The organism is Chitinophaga sp., from assembly GCF_039596135.1.
GTDB lineage: Bacteria > Bacteroidota > Bacteroidia > Chitinophagales > Chitinophagaceae > Chitinophaga.
Window position 1 is genome coordinate 1 of the sequence record NZ_JBCNKH010000091.1, and the last position, 24,312, is coordinate 24,312.

Here is a 24,312-nt window from a genome sequence, read left to right on the forward strand (position 1 = left end):
AGCCTGCAGATGTAGATGTGAACGATATCGTGATCAGACCTACGGTCCAATAATATCGCTTATGCCATTGGCCAGCCTGCAGACGTAGATGTGAACGATATCGTGATCAGACCTACGGTCCAATAATATCGCTTATGCCATTGGCCAGCCTGCAGACATGAACGACATCGTGATCCGGCCCACGGTTTAATAAAATTCGTAGCTTTAACAAATGGAATCACCACTCCTTGTCACCAGTATATCAGCATTGCTGCAGCGCCTGGACCTCCCTGCACCGCAGCATCCGCTGATTGCGCTGGTACCCACAGGCAATATCAGGGTAAAACCCGAAGATATAGGCCGCCAGGTGATTACTAACTTATATAAGATTTCTTTTAAAATTGACTTTAAAGGAAAAATCCCATACGGCCACGGTTATTATGATTTTGAAGCAGGTGGCCTGTCATTCACTGCTCCTCATCAAGTTTCCGTACCTACCAGCGATATTGCCGATTATGACGGGTACACTTTATTCTTTCATCCCGATTTTTTACTGAACTATCCTTTAGGAAAAATCATACAGCAATTTGGTTTCTTTTCTTATGCAGTAACAGAAGCACTTTACTTATCTGACAAAGAAAAGAAAGTAATCTTTACCATCTTTGACGCCATGCTGCTGGAATTAGAAAATAATATGGATCATTTCAGTCACGATGTAATGATCTCTCAATTGGAGTTATTATTAAATTATAGTAATCGTTTTTATAACAGGCAGTTCCTGACCCGTAAAACACTGTACAATGACCTTATTTGTCAGATGAACACCTATATTTCCACCTCTTTTAATACATCTACCCACCTCCCTACTGTGCAGGAAGTTGCAGACCATCTGCAGGTATCTCCCCGTTATTTAAGTGATATGCTCAAATCCCTGACTGGTATGAGTACACAACAACACATCCACCACCAGCTTATTGAAAAAGCCAAAGAAATTCTCACCACTACAAACGCCACTATTGCAGAAATTGCCTACCAGTTAGGCTTTGAACATCCGCAATCTTTTAATAAATTATTCAGACAAAAAACAAACACGTCTCCATTAGCATATCGAAAATCAGGTTATTAAATCTGCATGGACTACGGATTGAAGCAACAGATCATCTTCTCGCATAAAAACAAACACCTCCATTTGCATATCGAAAAATCAGGTTATTAAATCTGCGTTTGATTTACTATTTTCGTTTCAACATAACACTCGATTATGGATTGGAAACAACCGATCATCGTCTCGCATAATCAACTGTTAGAGCAAATTAGCATAAGGGAAAAAGAAAAATCAACTTTGCTCTCTCTCAGTAACAGGATTGCTGCTGCTCAAAAACGGGAAGAACTATGGAACGTGATCACTGAGCAATTGGTTTCACTTTTTGGCGGAAAATATTATACACTGTGTCTGATCAATGAAGATGGTAAGACGCATTCCCCTTTTCTCCATACCAAAGAAGGTGCTATTAAAAGAAGAGTGGACGAAAGCCCCATCATGCATAAAGCACATGATATCGAAGATGGCATCTTCAATGTCGCGCTCAATGCTGATGAACCAATTATATATGATATTAAAAAGCTAATCCGAAATAAAAATGTGCCTCCATACATCATTCACTGGCACAATTCAGGCATCCGCGAAATGATGGTCACAAAAATCAGTAATGCCAGTCAACCCAAAGGCTTGCTGTACCTGTACGCGGACCAATACGGCGCTTTTTCTCCCAACCAGTTTGCACTCCTTACAGGCGTTGCAGATATGCTGGGTATGGGCATCGGCAATATATTAGCGAATGAAAAGATCGCTCACCAGCAGGCCGAAATAGAACAATTAAAAAACGATAAACAATACTTAAACCAGAGAACCAGCGCTGCTCAACTCATCGGTTCTTCGCCCGAGATTCAAAAAATATATAAACTCATTTCCCTTGTGGCCACGGCAGACAGTACCGTTATTATCACCGGCGAAACTGGTACAGGCAAGGAACTGGCAGCTACTGCCATTCACCAGGCATCTCCCCGCGCCCACCAGGAAATGATCCGGGTCAATTGTGCCGCTATACCAGCCACTCTTATTGAAAGCGAGCTGTTCGGTCATGAAAAAGGGAGCTTTACCGGGGCGATAGACAAGCGGATCGGTAAGTTCGAACAGGCCGACAACAGTACAATCTTTTTAGATGAAATAGGCGAACTTTCGCTGGAACTACAGGCAAAACTACTCAGGGTATTACAGGAAAGAGAAATAGAGCGGATTGGGGGCAAAGGTAGCATCAGGGTAAATGTCCGGATTATAGCAGCTACTAACAGAAACCTGGAAAAAGAGGTGCAGGCAGGCCGGTTCAGAAGTGATTTATACTACCGGCTGAATGTGTTCCCCGTGTCCTTACCGCCTTTGCGGCAGCGCAAGGAAGATATACCCGTACTGGTCACACATTTCATTCACCGCTATGCACAGGAAACCCGTAAAAAGGTAACGAACATTAGCCAGAAGGCGCTCAACAGCCTGCTGAATTATTCCTGGCCGGGGAATATCAGGGAACTGGAACACGTCATTGAACGAGCAGTCTTACTTAGCACAGGCACGACCATCAGCCAGATTAACCTGCCAGTGAATCAGACCACGCTCCGGGAGGATAATTTTGAAATTGTTCCGCTGGCAGCCATGGAACGGGAGTACATCCTAAAGGTCTTAAAGATCTGTAAAGGCAAGGTCTCCGGTCCCAATGGTGCTGCGATTATGCTGGGTTTACCACCCACTACGCTGATATCAAAAATGCAGAAATTAAATATTAAAAAAGAATTATTACTTGTAAGCTGACAGGTCAATGCTGATTGGTGCCAACTGGGACTCCAACGTTGTACGCTGTGGTTCCAGCCACTCCGGCAACATCAGATTTTCACCCAGGTGCGCAGGCGCCTCGTCCACACTAAAGCCTGGCAATGCTGTTGCCACTTCAAACAACACCCCACCCGGTTCCCTGAAATATATAGACTGAAAATACTTGCGATCCAATATTGGGGTGGCATTCATACCAATGCCGGCAATCTTTTGGCGGACGCCTGTCTGTGCTCCACCATCAGGCGTCGTAAAGGCAATGTGATGTACAGTACCACTGCCGGATAACCCTTTCAGACTGTCTGGCATGCACACAAGATCTACGTAATTACCCGGTTTATCAGTCGCTGCAAAACGGAAACGATTGCCTTTTTCTGCAATCAGTACATGGTCCAGTTGGGTGGTTAAAAGACCGGCGGTTCGCTCATACCCTTCTTCCCATATTTCTACACTGTAAAAACCACGGATGGAATGCTCATCTCCTTTTCTATCGTCCTTATCATTGAAGATCAGTTCCAGTCCTAACCCATCGGTATCTTCCAGGTAAACAGCCAGTTCTCCTGCAAAACGCTCCACCGGTGGTTTATGCGCAATGCCAAAGCGTTTCAGTCTTTCCAGCCAGTAATTCAGGGAGGTCAGCGGCACAGAAAAGGCAGTGGTATTCAGCATGCCTTTCCCCTGACGACCGTGTTTCAATCCTTCATAAGGGAAGAACGTCATGATACTGCCGGGAGTGCCCGTTTCATCTCCGTAATATAAGTGATACACACTGTTTGCATCAAAATTAACGGTCTTCTTTACCAGTCTTAAGCCCAGTATACCTGCGTAGAATTCGAGGTTCTTTTGCGAGCTGCCGGCAATGGCGGTCACATGGTGGATACCGGTTACAAGTTGATTCTTATTCATGGCTGCTAATATAAAGTTCGTGGTTACTATTCAGGGAAGGTACGGGGAAACTGACAACAAAAACGATAAAATATAAAAGGCCCCTCTTTCGAGAAGCCTTTTATTTTATATCAGCAAGTTGAGAAATCTGAAGAAAAATTACCATTTACTGCCTGCAACTGATCCACCTTTATTTCAGTCTGATCTTCCAGCCGGAGCCAGTGTTTACCATCCTTTTCATACACACTTTCGATGATACCACCAGCCCTTGTAGGGCCATTATCGTCATACAATATGGATGCTTTTTCTTTTTTTTCGAAGAGCTCCATAATGAGCGGATAGAATGATTCTCCTGGTAAGATTAATTTGCCTGGTTCCACGGTAATGAATTTTTACAAAGTTACCATTATATTTATGAATTACCGCTGTGCTTAATTCACCTTCACCTGGTACAATTTACGATTTTCCTCGCCTAACTGCTGAACAGGGAATTTATCCACCTTTCTGTCATAAGTCATGAAGCCATTTACCTCCCCTTCTACATCGGTAGTTTGTGTATACACAGCAGCAGACAACCCCAGTGGGATCAGTTCTGCCAGCCGCTGCGTAAAGGTTTTATATTTCTTAAACATCTCTTCGCTGTTCTTGAAAGACTGGTATCCCCAGTTCTTATTTCCCTGCCAGTTATGGCCTTCCAGCGGTAAACCTAAACCACCAAACTCACCTAATACCAGGATTTGTTTTTTACCAAATAAATCTGGTCTTGGCATGGCCGGATGCGGATAGTTGTGCAGGTCAATGATATGACCGGTTTCGTAAAAGTTACCACCGCTCGCACTGTTTACGAGCCTGGACGGGTCTTTCTTCATGGTCCATTCTGTAATCTCCACAGTTTTGAACTGGCCCCATGCTTCGTTGAACGGTGTCCAGACTATAATACAGGGGAAGTTGTACGCCGCATCCATGATGGCATTCCATTCTTTGCGATAGTAGCCTTCTGATTCAGGTGTACGATTCTTGTCTGTACCACGATCCAGGATACCGGGTCTGTTTTCCCAACCATTGCCCAGGTCACCGCTTGGCATATCCTGCCAGAGCAGCATGCCCTTTTGATCACAGTAGGCATAGTAGGTGGCAGGTTCCAGTTTGATATGTTTTCTGATCATATTAAAGCCCATCTTTTGCAACTGGTCAATGTCATACACCATCGCTTCGTGTGTAGGCGCAGTGTACAAGCCATCGGGCCACCAACCCTGGTCCAGCGGGCCGTATTGAAATACGAACTGGTTGTTCAGCATCATGCGCTGAATGCCATTCTGATCTGGCGCCATAGAGATTTTGCGCATGGCAAAATAACTTTTCACCGCATCTACCGGTCTGTTTTTACGTATAAGCGTTACTTTGAGATCATATAAGAAAGGATGGGTAGTAGACCATAATTTCTCGTTCTGCAAGGTGAGCACAGCGGTAGCAGACGGCGCTACTTCCTGTGTAGCGACGACATTGCCACCATCCAGTACTTCTACTTTTACCTGGTCGCCAGCCTGTGCCCCTTCTACATTTGTGCTTACACTGATGGTATGATGATCGATATCCGGGGTATTTTTTGTGCCTGCAATATAAGTCTTAGGCACTGCTTCCAGCCAGACCGTCTGCCAGATACCAGTCACAGGTGTATACCAGATTCCTTCCGGTTTCTTTACCTGTTTACCGCGTGGCTGAGGACCATCATCGGTTGGATCCCATACGCGTACGGTAATTTCCTGTTTTGCACCACTCTTCAGGAATGGCGTGATGTTGATAGAGAAAGGATCGAAGCCGCCTTCGTGTTTGCCGGCGCTTTTGCCGTTTACAAAGACTTCCGTTTGCCAGTCAACAGCACCGAAATGCAACAGTATTTCTTTGCCTTTCATGGTAGCAGGGATACTGATGTTTGTATTGTACCATAAAAGACTGTCCTTGCCAACCGTACGTGCTACACCGGACAGCGCCGATTCTACGGCAAAAGGAACGAGAATACTACCTTCGTATTTTGCGGGTTTATCCTGTGCTACAGGTGTGATGGCATAGCTCCATAAGCCGTTCAGGTTTTTCCAGTTATTGTCGCGCACCAGCTGTGGACGTGGATATTCCGGCAAGGGAGCATTAGGATCTACTTTTTCAGCCCAGGGGGTAACGATCCTGTCCCTGATTAAATGCCAGTTGTTTTGCTGTGCGTGTACAGCGTAACTCATGCAACCCAACATGAGTAAGGAGTAAGTGAATTTTTTCATAAGAATCGTGATCTGAGTATAACGTGCATGAAATAAATGAGGCCAAAAGATATAAAATATTATGCAAAGGTGCGAATGTTCGAAATATCCTATTTTTTCGCACTTTAGTCCTTAACTGTTTGCTGGCTAGTTCCGACCTTTGAACCATGAAAAATAAAGGTCGATGATCTCCGAAGCGCACTGGCACTGCTGAAGGCTCTTCCGGAAGAAGCAATGCAAGGCAAAGCTGAAAGAAATGAATGCGTCTCCCTGGCTTAACTGAATGGTTTAAATAACAACCTATGAATCACGAATCAATTATCTGGAACTATATTCGTTCCAACCATGTACTCAGCATTACCAGCTATCACAATGGAGAAGTCTGGGCGGCCAATTTATTTTACGCTATCGATTATGAGCAGAAAAGATTGTTGTTTATGACCTCAGAGGTCCATACAAAGCATGGTGCGCTGATGTTGGCAAACAGTCATGTGGTAGGTACTATCTGTGACCAGACCCGTGACGTAGCACAGTTAAAAGGGTTGCAATATGCCGGTATTGCTACCATTGTAAACACACAGGAAGCAATGGACGTATATATTCAACAGTATCCAATGGCAAAACAATACCAGGAAACACTGTGGATGATAACCTTTACAGCTTTGAAGCTGACAGACAATTCCGCTGGTTTTGGCACCAAATATACCTGGAACCTGAAATAATCAGCAGGGCGCACCGGAGTTACTGCATAGATCACACCTGGTCATCAGCAAACGTACGACTCTACAGAATTTCTACAGTTTTCCACCTTACTTTCGCAGTCAGGCAGAAAACACGTTTTGTATGAAAGTATTGATTATTGAGGATGAGAAAAACCTATCAGACAGCATTTGCCAATACCTGGCAGACGAGAATTTTTTATGCGAGGTAGCCGATACCTTCGATACCGCCATGGAAAAAATATCCCTGTATGATTACATGTGCATTATTCTCGATATTAACCTGCCCGGCGGAAGCGGACTCGAGTTACTGAAGGAGTTGAAAAGGAACAATAAGAACGACGGCGTCCTGATTATCTCCGCCCGGAATTCACTGGATGATAAAGTATATGGTCTCAAAGCCGGGGCTGACGACTACCTGTCCAAACCTTTTTACCTTCCGGAACTATCTGCACGTGTAGCCGCTATCATCAGGCGCAAATCTTTCAATGGGAATAATATCATTACTTTCGAAGAACTGCAATTAAACCTTGGAGACAAAACGGCGATTGTCAATGACCAGGTCATCGACCTTACAAGAAAAGAATACGATTTGTTGTTATATTTCATCAGCAACAAGAACAAAGTAATCAGCAAGAGTGCCATTGCAGAACACATATGCGGAGACGAAATGGACCTTTCAGGCAGTTATGACTTCCTTTACAGTCACATCAAAAACCTGCGTAAAAAACTGCTACAGTCAGGTTGTCCCGATTACATCCGATCCGTATATGGTATGGGCTACAAATTATCCCTGTCATGAAACTACTCACCAGGTATAACCGTATCAACCTCCGTTCCACGATAGCCATCTTCCTGCTTTCCGGTATTGCCTTCTTCTTTGCCCTCCATCTCACCTTGTTAAAACAGATGGATGAGGACCTCCGGATCGAACAGCGGGAAATTACTAATTATGTAACACTACATGATACCCTTTTCACTCCTGTGGAAGTAAAAGACCAGGAGACCATCATAGAAAAAACAACGACACCTTATAGTAAAGAAAAGTTTAAAACCATTGAGGTAGATCATGATGATGATTACCGGCAGTTATCTTTTTCTATCAAAGCCGCCGGCGAATGGTATAATGTAAAAGTCCGGAAGTCGCTGGAAGCTACCGAACACATTACCAGAACGGTTTTTGCTATCACTTTTTGTACGATCTTACTGGTCCTTTTACTAACCGTCATTATCAATAGTACCATCCTCAAAAAACTCTGGCAGCCATTTTATTCCTCTTTAGACCTTTTACAGCGATTCAAAGTCAATAACCGGGAGCCACTGGTACTACCCGCCAGTACGATTGATGAGTTTACTTTCATGAATAGCATCCTGGAACGCACTACATCTAAAGCCATTCAGGATTATGAAAGGCTGAAGGAGTTTACTGAAAATGCATCTCATGAACTGCAAACTCCCCTGGCTATTATCCGGTCTAAACTGGAAATGATGATGCAGGGTGAGAACCTGACTGAATACCAGTTCAACGCCCTGCAAAGTGCTTCTGAAGCCCTTGACAGACTTGCCCGTATGAACCAGTCCCTCCTGCTGCTGACCAAGATAGAAAATGAGCAATTTGCCTATAAATCTGACATAGACCTTACTCAAATTGTACAGCAAAAAGCAGCCCAGTTCAACGAGATCTGGCAGGACAAATCGCTGCATATTTTCCTGGACGTAGAGGCTGTACAGTTACATACCAATAAGGAACTGATGGAGCTCCTGCTGAATAACCTGTTCAGCAATGCAACCCGGCATAATGATGAAAACGGGAGGATCTATATTACCTTACGCCAGCAGCAGCTTTGTATTAAAAATACGGGGCATCCTGCTCCATTGAACCGGAAGCACCTGTTCCAGCGGTTTTATAACCCGTCTAACAATAGTACCAGTAACGGTCTTGGGTTGGCAGTTATTCACCAGATTTGTGCGGCTTCTGGTTTCAAAGTGGATTATGATTATGCGGATGACCTGCATATTTTCACCATTACTTTTAAATCGTAGGAGGATTGTTCAGGTAGTCTTCACCATGTTCCTTTTCTTTCTTAAACTGTAACTTCCCGAACTTGTACGTCATGCTGACACCAAATGAACGGTAAGGCACGAGTCGCAGGTAGGTACCGGAGTAATTGGCTGTACTATACGTAGTCAGCTGGCGGATGTATTGGTTAAAAGGATTAGTGGCCGTGATACCAATGCTGGCATTCTTATGCCAGAACAGTTTCCGGCACGCCAGTGTATAGTTTATACTTTGCGGCGCACGCCCCTGGATGCTATTGAAGGCAGAACGGTATTCACCAAATGCTTCTGCTACCAGGTCTGCAGGCAGGGTATATGACAGGTTCATATTAAAGCGCCAGTTGATACCATCCGTCCTGTTACCATTGTCAACATGATTGACCACATGCCTGTTGAACACCATCAGGTTGGCTTTGACATTCAGGTGCGATGTCAATGGCCGGGACGTGGTCACGATCAAACCCGTATTGTACTCCTCCCCTATATTTGCACGATAGGTCACAGTCACATCCTTATACAATGAATCTCCAATCTGGTAAGTAGGATAATATGCTGTATATGTCTTCAGGTCATTTGTATTGATCCTTTCAGAAAAGGCCATATAAATATTCTTCCAGCTATATCCCAGTTCAAAGTTGTTCCCGATCTCCGGTTTCAGATGTGGGTTGCCGGTAGTGATATTATAAGGATCGCTATAATTTACAAAAGGATTCAGTTCCTTGTCAGGCCGTTCAATACGGCGGGTAAAGGCCATTTTCCACGGGCCATGGGTAATATTCACCGAAGGTAGCAATTCCCCATATTCCCCACCTAAAACTGTGGTATATTCATACCGGGCACCTGCCACCACATCCAGTACATCAAATAAAGTAAACTTAGCAGACAAATAAGCTGCATAAATATTCATCCTATAGTCAAACACGTAATTCTGTGTAGTATCCGGCAGGTAGGTAGCGGTATTATTAAAATGGCGTAAGGTTACTTTCGCCCCGGCATCCAGCCATTTGTGGGAATAGTCTGCCGAAAAATTATGTTGTACATCTGTGCCCGGTGTCCAGCTATGCGTAGCTTCCTGTACAAAACTGGTATAAGGATTACCTGCACTGGCGCTGTACAAAAAGCTCCATGCTTTGGTATGATAAGCCAGGTTCCAGTCTACCGTACCGGTTCGGTTACGGGTATCGGAAGTAAAGTAAATATCGCCTGGCTGCTGTGAAGTACTGGCTATCGAATGATTGCCAAAGAAGGCATAAGTGATTCCCCCGGAGAGATTGCCATAGTCAAATCCCAGCCCGGTCTGATAAGCCTTCCTGCTAAAGTCCGTCACGGTTTCCTGTTCCAGTTTTGTATCTTTCGTATACCGGATGCGGGTAGATGGCGTGCGCGAAGCGAGCTGTTCATTGCCACTAAAAAACACATTGGCACCGAATTTATCTTTCCGCATATTCAGGTTCACAGATCCATTTTCAAGACGGGTACCGGCACTCAGGGCTACATTTCCATTCATGCCCTGGGCCGTATTATCTTTCAGAATGATATTAATAATACCGCCTGTACCCTGTGCATCGTATTTAGCACCCGGACTTGTAATCGCCTCAATACTTTTAATCTGGCTGGCAGGAATAGCTGCCAGTGCATCGGCGAGATTATTACCAAACATTGAAGAAGGCTTACCATTGATCAGGAAACGGATATTTGCATTGCCCTGCAATTCTACATTCCCATCTATATCCACTGTCACCTGTGGTACCTTCTTTAATATATCAGTCGCTACTCCACCCTGCGAAGTAACATCTGTAGCTACATTATAAACGATTTTATCTGCCCGTGAAGTAACGACCACTTCCTGCAGCGACTTGCTGGTGGCGGTCATATATATAATACCAATATCCTGTGAGGCACTCACACCTTTTACTTCCTGGCGGGTAAATCCAATGAAATCGATGGCCAGATTCCAGGAGCCCTTGTGCAGACCATTGATCTCAAATGCCCCCTGTTCGTTGGCGACAGCACCATTGACCGTCTTGCCAGTGGCAGGATCGGTTACAATAATAGTGGCGTAAGCTACAGGCTGTTGATTCTCCCTGTTCAGTATGGTTCCTTTAATTTTCTGACTGAATGCAAATACCCATCCTAATAACAGGACTGCTAAAATCGGCACAATCTTCATATAAGCGTTTTATATTCTGGTGCAAACCTATATGCCTATTCTGTAAACAAACTGGAGCGTTAGCGAATTAGTACGAATGTACCCGCCATAATGAGCAATGCGCCGACAATGGTTTTGTAATCGAGACTTTCTTTAAGAAAAATAGCAGAGAGTACAATGGCAATTGCAACACTTAATTTATCTATAGGGGCTACTTTTGAAACAGGGCCTGTAGAGAGTGCTTTGAAATAAAAGATCCAGGAAAGTCCTGTGGCTATGCCACTCAGGGTTAAGAACAACAGGTGCTTTTTAGTCAGGGCCTGCAGGTCTTTCACTTCACCACCTGCAAATACGATGCCCCATGCAATAACCAGGATCACTATAGTACGGATAGCAGTAGCCAGGTTACTGCTGATGCCTTGTAATCCGAACCTGGCCAGTACGGCGGTTAATCCCGCAAAGAGTGCTGACAGCAATGCATAATATCTCCACATAGCGTTCAATAATTTCAATAGTCAGGAATAGCAGTATGCATGACCAGGTGATAGATCCCGATACTGCAAACGATGGCAATAATAATCAAAGCAATTATTAAATAACGTATGCGGGTACTATTCATAAAATAAAAGTATAGGTCAATTCTGTAGAAATTCTGATATTTGCGGGTATAACCATTCCCGAAAAAAGAAAACCCTCAATTCACATCCATGATGCACTATTCAATGTCCCCAAGGTTCAAGGTAGGAGTAATCGAAGAAGATACGCATTACCGCCATGAACTGGTCCTGAACATTTCACGTCATACAGACCTTTCCGTATGTTTGCATACCGCTACTACAACAGCTGCGCTAAGCTTTCTTCAGCAACAACCACACCTGCTGTTACTAGGCATGCCCCCGGGCACACAGCAGCAAGTGGAAGATATCCAGGTACTGAAGTCCTTACATCCAGCCATGCTGCTGGTGGTGATGACACCCAACGAAGATCCGCAGGTCATTCAGCGGGCCTTTGATAAAGGAGCAGATGGATATATTTTAAAGACAGACCTCTTTCACAACATTACCCGCAAACTGTTGCATATGCTGGAATATGGTCAACCTGTAGTGAGCCAGGAGCTCTTCAGGTACCTGCTCTATCGCAATAAAGAGGAAAAGCCTGCACCGCAAACCAACCTGACTAAAAAAGAAAGGGAAATTACGGACCTGGTACTGGAAGGGTTGCCTTATAAATCGATCGCGGCGAAACTGAATTTAAGCCTGAATACGATCCAGTACCACATGAAAAACATATTCTTCAAACTTGGAATAAAAACAAAAGCAGAACTATTCAGGATGTACTATCAACATTAACTGAATTTTCAAAACGATAAACAATGACCAGATCATTTACTGACCAGCGACCTTCTACACGGTCGCAGGAGAAGGTGATCCCTTTATTGCTTTGACATTACAATTATCGGATAAACAAAACTGCTACCTACCCTTTAACAAGTAAGATTTTTCAAAACCCCACCTCTCCAAAAGGTGGGGTTTTTGTTTTTAAAAAAATATCTCTACATTGTAGAAGTGTCAATTATACATCTATTATTCCATGTTATAACGCGCAATAATGCCTGACTAACCCTCAGGCGAATAATATTCAACTGTAACCATTTCATCAATTAAATCGAATTCCCTTATGACAAACAGTCAACTGCGCCTGACCCGGCGCAAAACTCCTATTCTATTAATCCTGTTGCTCTTCCCGTTTCTGGCCAGTGCCCAGAAAAAGATCACCGGCCAGATCACGGATGCAGAAACAAATAACCCGGTGTTTAAAGCTGCCGTTATCATCAAAGGCACACAAAAAGGCACTTACAGCGACGAAAAAGGCCAGTATTCCATCGACGCACCCGAAGGCAGCACGCTGCTCTTCACCTCTATGGAATACGACAATTCAGAAATAACTGTAGGCACCGGTACCACTATCAATGTGGCCCTCAAGCCCAAAGTATCCGGACTCAACGAAGTGGTGGTGATCGGTTATGGCACCGTAAAAAAGAAAGACCTGACAGGAGCCATTGCCTCCCTCAAAGCAGCTGATCTAAAAACAGAAGGCGTGAGCAACGTAGGCCGTTCACTACAGGGCCGGCTCCCCGGTGTGACCGTGGAATCTGCGGGTGGGGACCCCGGTTCGGGCACCCGTATTCTCATCAGGGGTGTTGGTACACTCAACAATGCCGATCCCCTCTACCTCGTAGACGGTGTGCAGGTTGCAAATATCAACAATATTGCCCCCGGTGATATCGAAAGCATGGACGTGCTCAAAGATGCCTCGGCCGCTGCTATTTACGGTTCACGGGCTGCAAACGGCGTGGTACTCGTGACCACCAAAAACGGTAAGGCAGGCAAACCGGTCTTCAATTTCAGAACCAATGTCGGCTCCCAAAAGCTGGCTAAAAAATACGAAGTACTAAATGCCCAGGAATGGGCTACCGTGAGCAATACTGCACACGACGCCGGCAATGGCGGTGCGGGCCTTCCCCGGCTCGATATAGCCGCTAATCCATCGGCACTGGGCGCCGGCACTGACTGGCAGGATGCCATCTACAGAACGGCCCTGATTCAGCAGTATTACCTGAGCGTATCCGGGGGATCTGACTACTCCCGCTACAGCGTATCAGGCGAGTATACCGACCAGGCAGGTATTGTAGACGTAACGGGTTATAAACGTTATGGTATCCGGGCCAAAACTGAATCTACAAAAGGCATCCTCAAATTTGGACAGACCTTCCTGGCCACCCGCGAAAAATGGATCCGCATGAGCGATGGCTGGGGCGGACAGGGTGGCAACGCCGTAGGCTCTGCTATGAAGATGATCCCCGCTTATAAAATCTACGACACGGCTGCCATTGGTGGTTATAGTGGTGCTTCCGGTTCAGTGGTGAATATTCCCAACCCGGTGGCCCTGCTACACCTGGAAGACGTGAGTTATGAACTTATTTCCTTCCTGGCCAATGCATATGCTGAAGTGTCTTTACGCCCTTATCTGAAGTACAAGTTCAACATGGGTTATACTACTTCCTTTGGTGAAACCGATGACTACGTGCGCCGTCATGAAGTAGGTAGCCTCTTCATCCAGCAAACCAACGACATGAGCCGCGAAAAGGAAAGGAACCAGCTGGTACTACTGGAAAACACCCTGAACTTCAACAAGGATTTCGGTAAGCATTCCATCCAGGCATTAGTAGGTTACAGTTATCAAAAGACTCATTATAACTATAACCTGATGGCTAAGACCAACCTGCCTGATGGCATTAAAGAACTGGATGCAGCATCAGGCACTGCTACCGTGGGCGGCAACAGTGTCGAAAGTGTGCTGCTATCCACGTTAGGCCGTGTCATTTATGCCTACGACAACCGCTACCTGCTGACCGCGAGTTTCCGTCGCGATGGTTCTTCCCGCTTTGGTGCCTCTAACCGCTTTGGTAATTTCCCTTCCGTGGCTGTAGGCTGGAACATCAACAATGAACACTTCTGGCATGTAGATCCAAACATCGTCTCTTCCCTCAAACTGAGAGGTAGCTACGGTATTCTGGGTAACCAGGAAATAGGTGACTATCAATACAGCGCGGCCATTGCATCGAACATCAACTACGTGATCGGTGATGCACAGCAAAAATGGTTTGGTGCTATCCAGACTGCCTACTCCTCTCCTAACATCAAATGGGAAAATACCGCTACTACCAACGTGGGGGTGGATGTAAGTTTCCTGAAGGGATCCCTGAATGCCAGCATTGATTACTTTCATAAGAAAACAACCGATGTATTGCTGAATGTACCCATCCCGGGATCTGCAGGTTCTTCCACCAACCCGGTAGTGAATGCAGGTACCATCCAGAACAAAGGGGTTGAACTGGGCCTGAACTATTCTAATCATATCGGGGTGCTGAATTATAATGTATACGGCACGGTCTCATCTGTTAAAAACAAGGTGATCGAACTGGGCACAGGTACCCAACAGATCTTTGGCGGCCAGCCTACCCACCATGGTGCATCCTCCACCGTGACCGAAGCTGGCGGCGAAGTGACGGGATTCTACCTGATTAAGACATTGGGCATTTTCCAGTCACAGGACGAAGTCAATGCCTACAAGGATAAAAATGGCAACCTTATTCAACCCTACGCTCAACCCGGTGATATCAAATTCCTGGATGCCAATGGCGACGGTATCATCAGCAGTGCAGACCGTGTACACCTGGGTAGCCCTTTCCCTGATTTTGAATATGGTATCGGGGTGAAACTTGATGCGTTTCACTTTGACCTGAATATTTACATGCAGGGCGTATCGGGCAATAAAATTTACAATGGTGTAAGACAGGATATGGAAGGTATGAACCTGGAATACAACTATGCGAAGACCACGCTGCAGGCATGGACACCGGAGCATCATACTAATATGCCAAGGGCTGTGATCGACGATCCTAACCTGAATGCACAAACTTCTTCCCGCTTTTTAGAGAGCGGCTCCTATTTCCGTATGAAGACCCTGCAACTGGGCTATACCATACCGGAGCGCCTGAATGTGCGGCTGCACACGACTGCCCTGAGGGCATATATCAGTGCAGACAACCTGTTTACCATCACGAACTATAGTGGTTTCAATGCGGACATTGGCCGAAGCGGCAGCCTCCTTGACAGGGGTGTAGATTATGGCCACGTGGCATATCCACTGGCCCGTGTATTCTCTGCCGGCATCCAATTATCCTTCTAATTCATCTAAACAACGACACCATTATGAATAAGCTATTATATATCCTTCTTACAACGGTGCTACTCACCAGCTGTTCGAAGAGTTCACTGGAACTGACCAACCCAAATCAAATTACAACTGAAACCTACTGGAAAACTGAGGATGATGTAAAAAGCGCCCTGGCTGCCACTTATGCACTGTTCAAAAATGTAGATGGCGGATTCTGGGGCGTAAGAGGTGTAGAACTGTCCAATGGCAGGGGTGACGATTTCTTTATCAGGAATGATGTGAGCTACCTGTACCAGTTGTCTACTTTCACCAATACGCCTGATAATTCGGCTTCGACCAATGTATGGAATGTAGCTTACCGGGCCATTTTTCGCGCCAACCAGATCCTTGCCAATATAGATAAGGTAAGCGGCCTTTCAGACGCAACAAAGAGCGCCTACATTGCAGAAGCCAAGTTCCTGCGGGGACTGAACGAATATATTCTGGTGATCAACTACGGGGATGTACCGCTTCGTACCACCATACCAGCGTCTACAGCAGAATATTTTGTGGCCAAGTCTCCCGCTGCTGATGTATGGGCACAGGTAATCAAAGATTTTACGGAAGCAGCAGCAGATCTGCCTTTAACTTATGATGCCAGCAATACAGGGCGGGCTACCAAAGGGGCTGCACTGGGTTTCCTCGGCAAGTCGTATGTGTATACAAAGGACTGGGCCAATGCAGAGAGCACATTGAAACAACTGACTACAGCACCTTATACTTACCAGTTGATGGCCAATTATGGCGACAACTTTATTGCTGCCCATGATAATAATGTGGAATCATTATTTGAAATTCAGCTGGCAGACGTAGGCGGTACCAATCCATGGGCAGGTGAAAACTCGAATGAGAGCCTGGGCGTGACCACGGCACAGGAGTTTGCCCCCTCAGAGGCGAGTGGCTGGTTTGAAGTGGCGCCGACAGATAAGCTCTTTAATGAGTTTCAAAATGAGAAGACTACCAGTGGGGATCTTGATCCGAGAATGTATGCCACCCTGTTCTGGGATTACCCGGGGGCAACATTTTACCAGAAACCATTTTCTTCCTATACATTGCCATTTGGATTTAAATCGTATTACAAGAAATACCAGAACTATAACCAGGCAAACGAATTGTCTGGTAGCAGCGGTGCATCGGATTATCAATCAGATATTAATGAAAAAGCATTGCGCTATGCAGATGTATTGCTACTGCTGGCAGAGAGCGTGACCATGCAGGGCAGACCGGAAGATGCGTATGCTTATATAACAACGGTGCGCAACAGGGCGAGTTTGCCGGTACTCACTGCGGGTCTGAATCAGACAGCGATGATGAAAGAAATAAGACATCAGCGATTCCTGGAGTTTGCCCGGGAAGGACAGCGGTTTTATGATCTGCAGCGCTGGGGGTTACTGAAAGATGAAATTACAAATAGTGATAAGGTGGGGAAATTGTATTTCGTAAGCCCGAAACATGATTACTTCCCGATACCCCAGGATGAGATAAACTCAAATCCGGAGATGGTACAGAATAGTAACTGGTAATTTTTTTAAGAAAACCTTCCGTTTCGGGCGGAAGGTTTTCTTTGTGATGGTTTAATGACCTTACTATGTATTATCTTCACCAAAGGCATTTTAATACCCTACCATTTTAGTAGATTTTGTTACTTTTGCCAATATTTTTATTACTTTCAACTCATGGCTATGCAAAATTTCAGTGACAATGAGCTGCTTACCGCCCTGGCAACAGGGGACGAAGCTGCTTTTACTGAAATTTACCATCGCTACTGGCAGCCCCTTCTGGCTATCGCGTGGAAGCATACGCATGACGAATCGTCCGCCAAGGAGATCGTACAGGAGGTCCTGATCAACCTCTGGGACAGGCGTGCTTCCCTGGCAATCAGCCAGCTTTCCCACTACCTGGCTACTGCGATCAAGTTTTCTGTATTTAAGCATTACGACCAGCAACAACGCCGGAAAAATATCCTCCACAGTATCTTCCGTTCTACCCACAGTGCGGACGATGAAAAGATCTATGCCCGCCTGCTGGACGATTACATCAATGGAATTGTAGAAAAACTGCCGGAAAAATGCAGGCAGGTGTACAAGTTAAGCCGCCTGGAAGGGAAAACCACCCGACAGATTGCCAGCGCCATGAATATCTCCGAAAAGACCGCAGAGGCACATCTCACCAAAGCCCTGCGTACCATACGCCTCAACCTGAGGCATATCAACATGCTGTTTTTCTTCTAAAAAATATTTTTTGAACAGACTAGGGGTCCGGGGGCAGGTTATAGTACTTATTATTATAACGCCTTGAAATAGTATGGACAGAAATCGCCTGGACCTCCTGATTCAGAAATATATAGATCGTACAGCTACTCCTGCTGAACAGGATGAGCTCAATAACTGGTACAGGGAATTTACCGGGGAAGCAGATCCATATCCTATGACGGACGTGCAGGAAGCTGCTGCCGGCCAGGCGATGCACGCTTACCTCACGGCCCATATACATCGCAAAAAACGGCCTTCCCTGGCCCTATATGCCTCGCTGGCCGCTGCATGCCTGTTAGGTGTCATTTTATATTTAAACTGGCCTAAAGCGGCTAAAAACAAAAATCTCGTGGCCGTTATTCCCGCTGCTGCCAGTGAGAACCGTTTTATCTACCTGCCAGACAGCAGTAAGGTACTGTTGCACCCGGGTAGCAAAATGGACTATCGGTACAATGGCAATAACCGCGAGGTGACGCTGGAGGGCGAAGCCTATTTTGATGTAGCCTCTCAACCTGCCCAACCTTTCATCATTCATACCGGCCGGGTATCTACCACCGTTTTAGGTACCTCTCTCAATATTAAAGCCTGGAACACAGATAGCGTAACGGTCTCTGTACTCAGCGGCAAAGTTCAGGTCACTGACGCCTACCAACAGAAAACCATCCTGACTCCCAATGAACAGGTGGTTTATAATCAACACACCAACAACATTCAACAGGTCAAAATCATTCCGGCCACTGTCATAGCCTGGGCCAAATCAGACATGCAATTCCAGGATATGCCGTACGAACAGCTGGCGCAAAAACTGGACAGAAGGTATGATGTAAACATTGTATTCAAAAATCCGGCACTACAACATTGTCCTATTACAGGGCGGTTCTCAGGGACAGAATCGCTGAACGAGGTATTGGATATCCTCTCACAAACTATGGGTACAACTTATTCAATAAACGGTCGCACAGTAGAACTGGACGGTACCGCTTGTTTTAATCAGATCAACTAAAATCAAACTTTAAAAATGTCAAAAACCAACCAGAATTAGCAAAAAACGTAAACACACAAAAAAACTCCTCTGGCCCTGAGAAAGCAGTGAGGAGTTTTTACGTAAAAACTATTGATTCATTTAAACGTCTTCAAATTTATGCCAAAAGTTCAGCTTTTGCAAGGGGGAATTGTACACCCATTGCCAAAAGAAAAAACGCAACCAATTTTATTGTTTATCATGAGAGTCACTGTGTGTGTATGCTTGTCACTTGTCATGTGCTTTCACCTGTTTGCTGCTATTCATGCATCAGGTCAAAGTATCAGGGAAACAATGGTTAATTATGAGGTTCATGACGCCAACCTTAAATCCTCACTTGAGAAATTGCAGGAGCAATCCGGCTTCAGCATTTTTTACTCTTCCACCTTGCTGAACAAGGACAAAAAAGTAACGATCAATAGCGGTACCCGCACTGTAGCACAGGTACTGGACCTGATCCTGAAAGGTACCAATCTCGTCTATATTGACAAAGGCACTAAAATCATCCTGCAGGAAAAGAAAATAGCCCTACAACCTGCGGGGGATACGACTGCACCACAAAATGTGCTCATCGGCGGTATTGTAAAAGACGAAACAGGTGATCCTATCCCGGGTGTAACTATCCGCGTTAAAAATACCTCCCGGTTTACGGCCGCTGATCAAAATGGTCACTTCTCCATCGCCGCAGATAATGATAATGCCGTGCTGATCCTCAGCATTGTAGGTTATACCACGCAGGAAGTTGCTGTGAAAGGCAGACGCTCTGTTCCGGTTACACTCGTACGCAGCTTCAGCAGCCTGAATGAAGTACAGGTACTGGGTTATAGCACTACTACCAAAAGAAACAATACTGGTGCCGTGAGTTCTATCAAAGCAGAAGAAATTGCGATACAGACGGTTTCCAATCCACTTACTGCCCTGCAGGGTCACATAGCTGGTATGGAAATCACACAGGACAATGGTTTACCCGGTGGTGGCGTACGTGTGCGCATTCGTGGCAACGCCAGCATACTGAGTGGTTACCTGCCATTGTATGTGATTGACGGTGTTCCCTTTACTTTATTCAATGGCAGCACACCTGCTTCCGATGCACTGAACAGTTATGGTATCAGCGGTGCCAGTGGTAGCCTCAGTCCTTTCAGCATGATCGCTCCTGAAGACATTGAGCGGATCGATGTACTAAAGGATGCTGATGCAACAGCTATCTACGGCTCTAAAGGCGCCAATGGTGTAGTACTGATTACTACCAAAAAAGGCAGCCATGGGAATACCAAAGTCAGTGCAAATGTGAGTCATGGATATGGTGAAGTAAGCCGCTTCATTCCTATGATGAATACAGCGGAATACCTGGATATGCGCAAAGAAGCTTTTACCAATGCAGGCACAACACCTGGCGCTACGGACTATGACCTGACTAAATGGGACCAGACCGCCTATACCGACTGGCAGAAATGGGCCATGGGCGGTAAAGCAAAAACCACGAGTGCAATGGCATCTGTATCAGGTGGCAACGCACAGAATACTTTCCTTTACTCTACCTCTTACCGCAAGGAAGGCACTGTATTCCCCGGCGAAAACAATACCATCACTTTCTCCAACAGGATCAATGCCAACCATAGCAGTAAAGACAACAGGTTTAATATCGCTCTTTCTGCCAATTACACTTACATGAAGAGCAATCTGCCTAAAGTGGACCTGTCAAGCATGTACAACCTGCCACCGAACTATAATCCTTATAACGCGGATGGTACTTTCAACTGGGACCTGGGTGTAGGCAAGAACCCTGTTGCCCTCCTGTTGCAACAGTATTCCGGTCAGACATATAACCTGATCACTGACCTGAACCTGCGCTATAATATCCTGAAGGAACTGGCCGTAAGAGCGAACCTGGGTTTCACCCAGACCAACCTGGAACAGCAAAGTATACAACCTAACCGTACTGTGAATTCTACAGCCCTTACAGACAACCAGCTGATGGATTCAAAAGGCAAAAATGACAACTGGATTGTAGAGCCGTTCCTGGAATACAATAAATCTTTCGGTGATGCACATCTGCAGGTGGTTGGAGGTACTACCTTCCAGCAAACCAAAGCAACCAGCACTACCCTGAGAGGATCCGGCTACAGCAGCGAGGCATTGCTGCATGCGATCAGTGCAGCCAGCACCGTGATTGTATATAGCAACAATTACTCCCTGTATAAGTATGCCGCGGGCTTTGGCCGTTTCAATTTCAACTACAAAGAGAAATATTACCTGGATGGTACCTTCAGAAGAGATGGTTCTTCCCGCTTCGGTTCCAACAACCAGTTTGGTTCCTTTGGTGCATTGGGTGCAGCATGGATTTTCTCACAGGAAGATTTCATGACGGATATAAAGCCCATCAGCTTTGGTAAGCTGCGCGCCAGCTATGGTGTAACTGGTAATGACCAGATCGCGAACTACATGTACACACCACTGTATTCCACTGCATCCACTACCTATTCCTATATGGGTACCACGGCCCTGATCGCAAATGGGATATCTAATCCGAACCTGAAATGGGAAACTACCAAAAAGCTGGATATCGCGCTGGAACTGGGCTTCCTGAAAGACCACATCATACTGAAAGCAGATTACTACCAGAACAGGACCAGCAATATGCTCGCCTATATTACTACACCGATGCAGATTGGTGTAAACTCCTATGCCGGCAACCTGCCTGCCGTTATTCAGAACAAAGGATGGGAATTCGAGCTGAGTACGACAAACATTGCTACGAAAGACCTTTCATGGACCACCACCCTGAACATGACCATCAATAAAAATAAACTGCTGGCATTTGACAATCTCGCGAACTCCACTTATGCTACCACGTACACCGTAGGCAAACCTATCGATGCACAGAACCTGTATCATTATGTGGGTGTAGATGCCACTACAGGTGCACCAGTGCTGGAAGATGTAAACAAAGATGGTTCTATTGGTGTTGCCGACAGGCATGTAAGTAAAACCGGCGTACCTTATTATGGTGGTCTGACCAACTCTATCTCTTACAAAGGGTTTACACTGGACTTTACCTTCCAGTTCAACCACAGGTACTTTTACCTGAACAATACGCTGAATACCTACTTCTATCCATTTGGATATGATATGACCAACCAGAGTACTGCGGTGATAGATCGCTGGCATGGTTCCGGCGATGTAAGCAACTTCCCGGGTGCGAGCAAGAGCTACTCTTCTAACTATTATTACTATGCTAACTCCGACGCCAACTGGGGTGATGCATCTTATATCAAGTTCAAAACTTTGAGCCTCACTTACAATCTGCCAGGAAAATGGTTAAACAAGGTTCGAATCGCCAACGCATCCATCTATGCAAGAGGTCAGAACCTGTATACCTGGGCAAAGCAAAAGTATACGCTGGATCCTGAAACGACCCTGCCAGGTACTGGTCCGGGCCTGGGTACCGGTCAGTACATTGCCGTACCACAGCTGCGTACGATGACTGTAGGCTTGAATTTATCATTATAAAAAGCAGAGAGATAATGAAGAAACTATCATATATATTACTCGCATTGGGGCTTACCGCCACTTCATGCAAGAAGTTTGTAACAATCGACAACGCACCGAATTCACTGTCACCGTCTGACACCTATGCTGCAGACGGAACAGCTACCAGTGCCGTAGTGGCCCTGTACTCCTACTGGGCTACCACGTACAATGTACAGTACTTTACGTGGACGGCGGAGTTGCTGGGCGACGCTGTTCAATACCGCTATTACAGCTCTACTCCATTAATGGCAGAATACCAGAATGGGAATGTAACATCTACCAACAGCAACGTACGTAATTATCAATGGTACTATCCATATTATGTAATTGCCGAAGCAAACAATGCGATTGAAGGATTAACTAAATCTACCACCCTGACTGGCTCTGTAAAAAACCAGTTATTAGGTGAGAGTTATTTCATCCGTGCATTCCATTTCTTTTACCTGGCCAATTTCTTTGGCGGCGTACCATTGTCACTCGATCCTATCGCATTGAACAATGCCAACCTGCCAAGAGCAACAAAAGCAGAAGTATATACACAGGTCATCAACGACCTGAAAACAGCTGAAGAATTACTGCCAGGTACCTATACTGGTACCCTGCATGCAAGGGTGAATAAGTATGCAGCAGAGGCGCTGCTGGCAAGAGTATATCTCTACCAGAAAGATTATACCAACGCTGTGGCTTATGCTACAAAAGTAATTGGTGCTACCGACGTGGCCTATACCCTCTCTGACCTGAGTACCACTTTCAAAACCAGCAGTGCAGAAACCATCCTGCAGTTTGCCACTTACTATGGCTATAGTAGTTTTAGCTACAGGGCTTCTTCCGCTACGGCCATACCTTCCTATTACCTGTATGATTCATTCCTGAATGAGTTTGAAGCAGGTGACAACCGGAAAACAGCATGGACAGACAGCCTGGTAAATGGAGGTATCACCTACCGCCGTGTCAATAAATATAAACTGGGCACCGCCACCGCAGGTGATGAATACAACGTGGTACTGCGCCTTGCAGAACAATACCTGATCCGCGCAGAAGCCAGTGCACAACTGAATGACATCGCCACTGCACAGGCAGACCTGGATGCCATTCGTCATCGTGCAGGACTGGCTAATACAACTGCGGCGACCAAAGACGACCTGCTCACCGCCATTGCACAGGAGCGAAAGATAGAATTGTTTGGTGAGTTTGGACACCGCTGGTTTGACCTGGTACGTACCGGTCAGGCAGATGCAGTGCTGAGCCAGAAAAAATCTACCTGGGTGCCAAGAGATACGCTGATGCCAATTCCTTACCAGGAAATTCTAAATAATCAAAAACTGACCCAGAACCCGGGTTACGAATGATCCACACGCTAAAAAGTATTCACATGAAAAAAATCACTTCATTGTATGTTATCGCTGCTATGTGCTGTGCCTCTGTAAAGGCACAGCGCATAGATAGCCTGTACAAGGCTTACGACAAACTTGCCGCTTCCAAAGATGAAAAAGATAAAGCATACCTGACTGCGGAGTTGTACAAACATCTGCAAAGTAAAAAGGAAGAAGACTGGCAACTGGCAGCGAATACCTTTTACCGTCTCAACAAAAAAGAGGTGGTAGATTCTATTAAGACTGCAGAAAAGAAAAAGTTTCCTGCCGGGCTGGCGGTAAGACAGGACCAGATTGCACTTATCTATGATGAGAAAGACCCTGCAAAGAAAGAAGCCATGTATTACCAGCTGATCAGGCGCTTCCCGCCTGCCAAATTCGGCCCGGACAGGATTGCGTATGATTATGTGAGGAATGCAATTGGCGGTGCTTA

General features: G+C 45.6%; 18 protein-coding genes. 13 read left to right on the forward strand and 5 right to left on the reverse strand.

Annotation, left to right across the window (positions count from 1 at the left end):
- Window positions 1–211 precede the first annotated feature (211 nt).
- Together ABDW16_RS28460 and ABDW16_RS28465 are read left to right on the forward strand one after the other, a co-directional pair.
- A complete protein-coding gene (locus tag ABDW16_RS28460) occupies window positions 212–1,105 on the forward strand; it encodes a helix-turn-helix transcriptional regulator (protein WP_343674563.1) in 894 nt (297 codons plus the stop codon).
- A gap of 135 nt (window positions 1,106–1,240) precedes the next feature.
- Window positions 1,241–2,842 (forward strand): sigma 54-interacting transcriptional regulator, encoded by a 1,602-nt coding sequence (locus ABDW16_RS28465; RefSeq protein WP_343674565.1) that lies wholly within the window; start codon window positions 1,241–1,243, stop codon window positions 2,840–2,842.
- On the opposite strand, the gene ABDW16_RS28470 is transcribed toward ABDW16_RS28465, so the two are convergent.
- The 3 genes from ABDW16_RS28470 to ABDW16_RS28480 all read right to left on the reverse strand — a co-directional run bounded on the left by ABDW16_RS28470 (window position 2,828) and on the right by ABDW16_RS28480 (window position 6,018).
- Window positions 2,828–3,766 carry a ring-cleaving dioxygenase gene (locus ABDW16_RS28470; RefSeq protein ID WP_343674566.1) on the reverse strand — a complete coding sequence of 313 codons (939 nt, stop codon included), beginning with the start codon at window positions 3,764–3,766 and terminating at the stop codon, window positions 2,828–2,830. The genes ABDW16_RS28465 and ABDW16_RS28470 overlap by 15 nt on opposite strands.
- Window positions 3,767–3,876: 110 nt before the next feature.
- Window positions 3,877–4,125 (reverse strand): hypothetical protein, encoded by a 249-nt coding sequence (locus ABDW16_RS28475; protein WP_343674568.1) that lies wholly within the window; start codon window positions 4,123–4,125, stop codon window positions 3,877–3,879.
- A gap of 51 nt (window positions 4,126–4,176) precedes the next feature.
- A complete protein-coding gene (locus ABDW16_RS28480) occupies window positions 4,177–6,018 on the reverse strand; it encodes a sugar-binding domain-containing protein (RefSeq protein ID WP_343674570.1) in 1,842 nt (613 codons plus the stop codon).
- A 281-nt stretch (window positions 6,019–6,299) separates the two neighbouring features.
- Between ABDW16_RS28480 and ABDW16_RS28485 the strand changes: the two genes are divergently transcribed.
- The 3 genes from ABDW16_RS28485 to ABDW16_RS28495 all read left to right on the forward strand — a co-directional run bounded on the left by ABDW16_RS28485 (window position 6,300) and on the right by ABDW16_RS28495 (window position 8,759).
- The gene (locus tag ABDW16_RS28485) at window positions 6,300–6,719 is read left to right on the forward strand and encodes a hypothetical protein (RefSeq protein ID WP_343674571.1); all 420 of its coding nucleotides are present in this window, start codon (window positions 6,300–6,302) and stop codon (window positions 6,717–6,719) included.
- Between the two features lie 121 nt (window positions 6,720–6,840).
- On the forward strand, window positions 6,841–7,518 hold the full coding sequence (locus tag ABDW16_RS28490; protein ID WP_343674572.1) for a response regulator transcription factor: 678 nt from the start codon (window positions 6,841–6,843) through the stop codon (window positions 7,516–7,518).
- Window positions 7,515–8,759 carry a HAMP domain-containing sensor histidine kinase gene (locus tag ABDW16_RS28495; protein ID WP_343674574.1) on the forward strand — a complete coding sequence of 415 codons (1,245 nt, stop codon included), beginning with the start codon at window positions 7,515–7,517 and terminating at the stop codon, window positions 8,757–8,759. Before ABDW16_RS28490 ends, ABDW16_RS28495 begins: the two co-directional genes overlap by 4 nt.
- Here ABDW16_RS28495 and ABDW16_RS28500 read toward each other — a convergent pair.
- Window positions 8,749–10,944, reverse strand: coding sequence for an outer membrane beta-barrel family protein (locus ABDW16_RS28500; protein ID WP_343674575.1), 2,196 nt, complete (start codon window positions 10,942–10,944; stop codon window positions 8,749–8,751). The genes ABDW16_RS28495 and ABDW16_RS28500 overlap by 11 nt on opposite strands.
- A gap of 59 nt (window positions 10,945–11,003) precedes the next feature.
- On the reverse strand, window positions 11,004–11,417 hold the full coding sequence (locus tag ABDW16_RS28505) for an EamA family transporter (protein WP_343674576.1): 414 nt from the start codon (window positions 11,415–11,417) through the stop codon (window positions 11,004–11,006).
- Between the two features lie 213 nt (window positions 11,418–11,630).
- Here ABDW16_RS28505 and ABDW16_RS28510 point away from each other — a divergent pair, with 213 nt between their 5' ends.
- The 8 genes from ABDW16_RS28510 to ABDW16_RS28545 form a co-directional block, all read left to right on the forward strand.
- A complete protein-coding gene (locus tag ABDW16_RS28510; RefSeq protein WP_343674577.1) occupies window positions 11,631–12,272 on the forward strand; it encodes a response regulator transcription factor in 642 nt (213 codons plus the stop codon).
- A 328-nt stretch (window positions 12,273–12,600) separates the two neighbouring features.
- Window positions 12,601–15,675, forward strand: coding sequence for a TonB-dependent receptor (locus tag ABDW16_RS28515; RefSeq protein WP_343674579.1), 3,075 nt, complete (start codon window positions 12,601–12,603; stop codon window positions 15,673–15,675).
- A gap of 23 nt (window positions 15,676–15,698) precedes the next feature.
- Complete coding sequence (locus tag ABDW16_RS28520) at window positions 15,699–17,225, forward strand: RagB/SusD family nutrient uptake outer membrane protein (protein WP_343674580.1); 1,527 nt, start codon at window positions 15,699–15,701, stop codon at window positions 17,223–17,225.
- Between the two features lie 159 nt (window positions 17,226–17,384).
- Window positions 17,385–17,933, forward strand: a complete 549-nt coding sequence (locus tag ABDW16_RS28525; RefSeq protein ID WP_343674581.1) for an RNA polymerase sigma-70 factor — start codon at window positions 17,385–17,387, stop codon at window positions 17,931–17,933.
- A gap of 73 nt (window positions 17,934–18,006) precedes the next feature.
- A complete protein-coding gene (locus ABDW16_RS28530; RefSeq protein ID WP_343674583.1) occupies window positions 18,007–18,957 on the forward strand; it encodes a FecR domain-containing protein in 951 nt (316 codons plus the stop codon).
- Window positions 18,958–19,176: 219 nt separating this feature from the next.
- Window positions 19,177–22,485, forward strand: coding sequence for a SusC/RagA family TonB-linked outer membrane protein (locus ABDW16_RS28535; protein ID WP_343674584.1), 3,309 nt, complete (start codon window positions 19,177–19,179; stop codon window positions 22,483–22,485).
- Window positions 22,486–22,499: 14 nt separating this feature from the next.
- On the forward strand, window positions 22,500–23,855 hold the full coding sequence (locus ABDW16_RS28540; RefSeq protein WP_343674585.1) for a RagB/SusD family nutrient uptake outer membrane protein: 1,356 nt from the start codon (window positions 22,500–22,502) through the stop codon (window positions 23,853–23,855).
- A gap of 23 nt (window positions 23,856–23,878) precedes the next feature.
- A partial coding sequence (locus tag ABDW16_RS28545; RefSeq protein ID WP_343674587.1) for a hypothetical protein occupies window positions 23,879–24,312 on the forward strand: 434 nt, incomplete at its 3' end.

Excerpts from the sequence above, each read along its gene's own strand:
- ABDW16_RS28460 (WP_343674563.1), top strand. The coding sequence starts at position 212 with ATGGAATCACCACTCCTTGTCACCAGTATATCAGCATTGCTGCAGCGC.
- ABDW16_RS28465 (WP_343674565.1), top strand. The coding sequence starts at position 1,241 with ATGGATTGGAAACAACCGATCATCGTCTCGCATAATCAACTGTTAGAG.
- ABDW16_RS28470 (WP_343674566.1), bottom strand. The coding sequence starts at position 3,766 with ATGAATAAGAATCAACTTGTAACCGGTATCCACCATGTGACCGCCATT.
- ABDW16_RS28480 (WP_343674570.1), bottom strand. The coding sequence starts at position 6,018 with ATGAAAAAATTCACTTACTCCTTACTCATGTTGGGTTGCATGAGTTAC.
- ABDW16_RS28485 (WP_343674571.1), top strand. The coding sequence starts at position 6,300 with ATGAATCACGAATCAATTATCTGGAACTATATTCGTTCCAACCATGTA.
- ABDW16_RS28490 (WP_343674572.1), top strand. The coding sequence starts at position 6,841 with ATGAAAGTATTGATTATTGAGGATGAGAAAAACCTATCAGACAGCATT.
- ABDW16_RS28495 (WP_343674574.1), top strand. The coding sequence starts at position 7,515 with ATGAAACTACTCACCAGGTATAACCGTATCAACCTCCGTTCCACGATA.
- ABDW16_RS28500 (WP_343674575.1), bottom strand. The coding sequence starts at position 10,944 with ATGAAGATTGTGCCGATTTTAGCAGTCCTGTTATTAGGATGGGTATTT.
- ABDW16_RS28505 (WP_343674576.1), bottom strand. The coding sequence starts at position 11,417 with ATGTGGAGATATTATGCATTGCTGTCAGCACTCTTTGCGGGATTAACC.
- ABDW16_RS28510 (WP_343674577.1), top strand. The coding sequence starts at position 11,631 with ATGATGCACTATTCAATGTCCCCAAGGTTCAAGGTAGGAGTAATCGAA.
- ABDW16_RS28515 (WP_343674579.1), top strand. The coding sequence starts at position 12,601 with ATGACAAACAGTCAACTGCGCCTGACCCGGCGCAAAACTCCTATTCTA.
- ABDW16_RS28520 (WP_343674580.1), top strand. The coding sequence starts at position 15,699 with ATGAATAAGCTATTATATATCCTTCTTACAACGGTGCTACTCACCAGC.
- ABDW16_RS28525 (WP_343674581.1), top strand. The coding sequence starts at position 17,385 with ATGCAAAATTTCAGTGACAATGAGCTGCTTACCGCCCTGGCAACAGGG.
- ABDW16_RS28530 (WP_343674583.1), top strand. The coding sequence starts at position 18,007 with ATGGACAGAAATCGCCTGGACCTCCTGATTCAGAAATATATAGATCGT.
- ABDW16_RS28535 (WP_343674584.1), top strand. The coding sequence starts at position 19,177 with ATGAGAGTCACTGTGTGTGTATGCTTGTCACTTGTCATGTGCTTTCAC.
- ABDW16_RS28540 (WP_343674585.1), top strand. The coding sequence starts at position 22,500 with ATGAAGAAACTATCATATATATTACTCGCATTGGGGCTTACCGCCACT.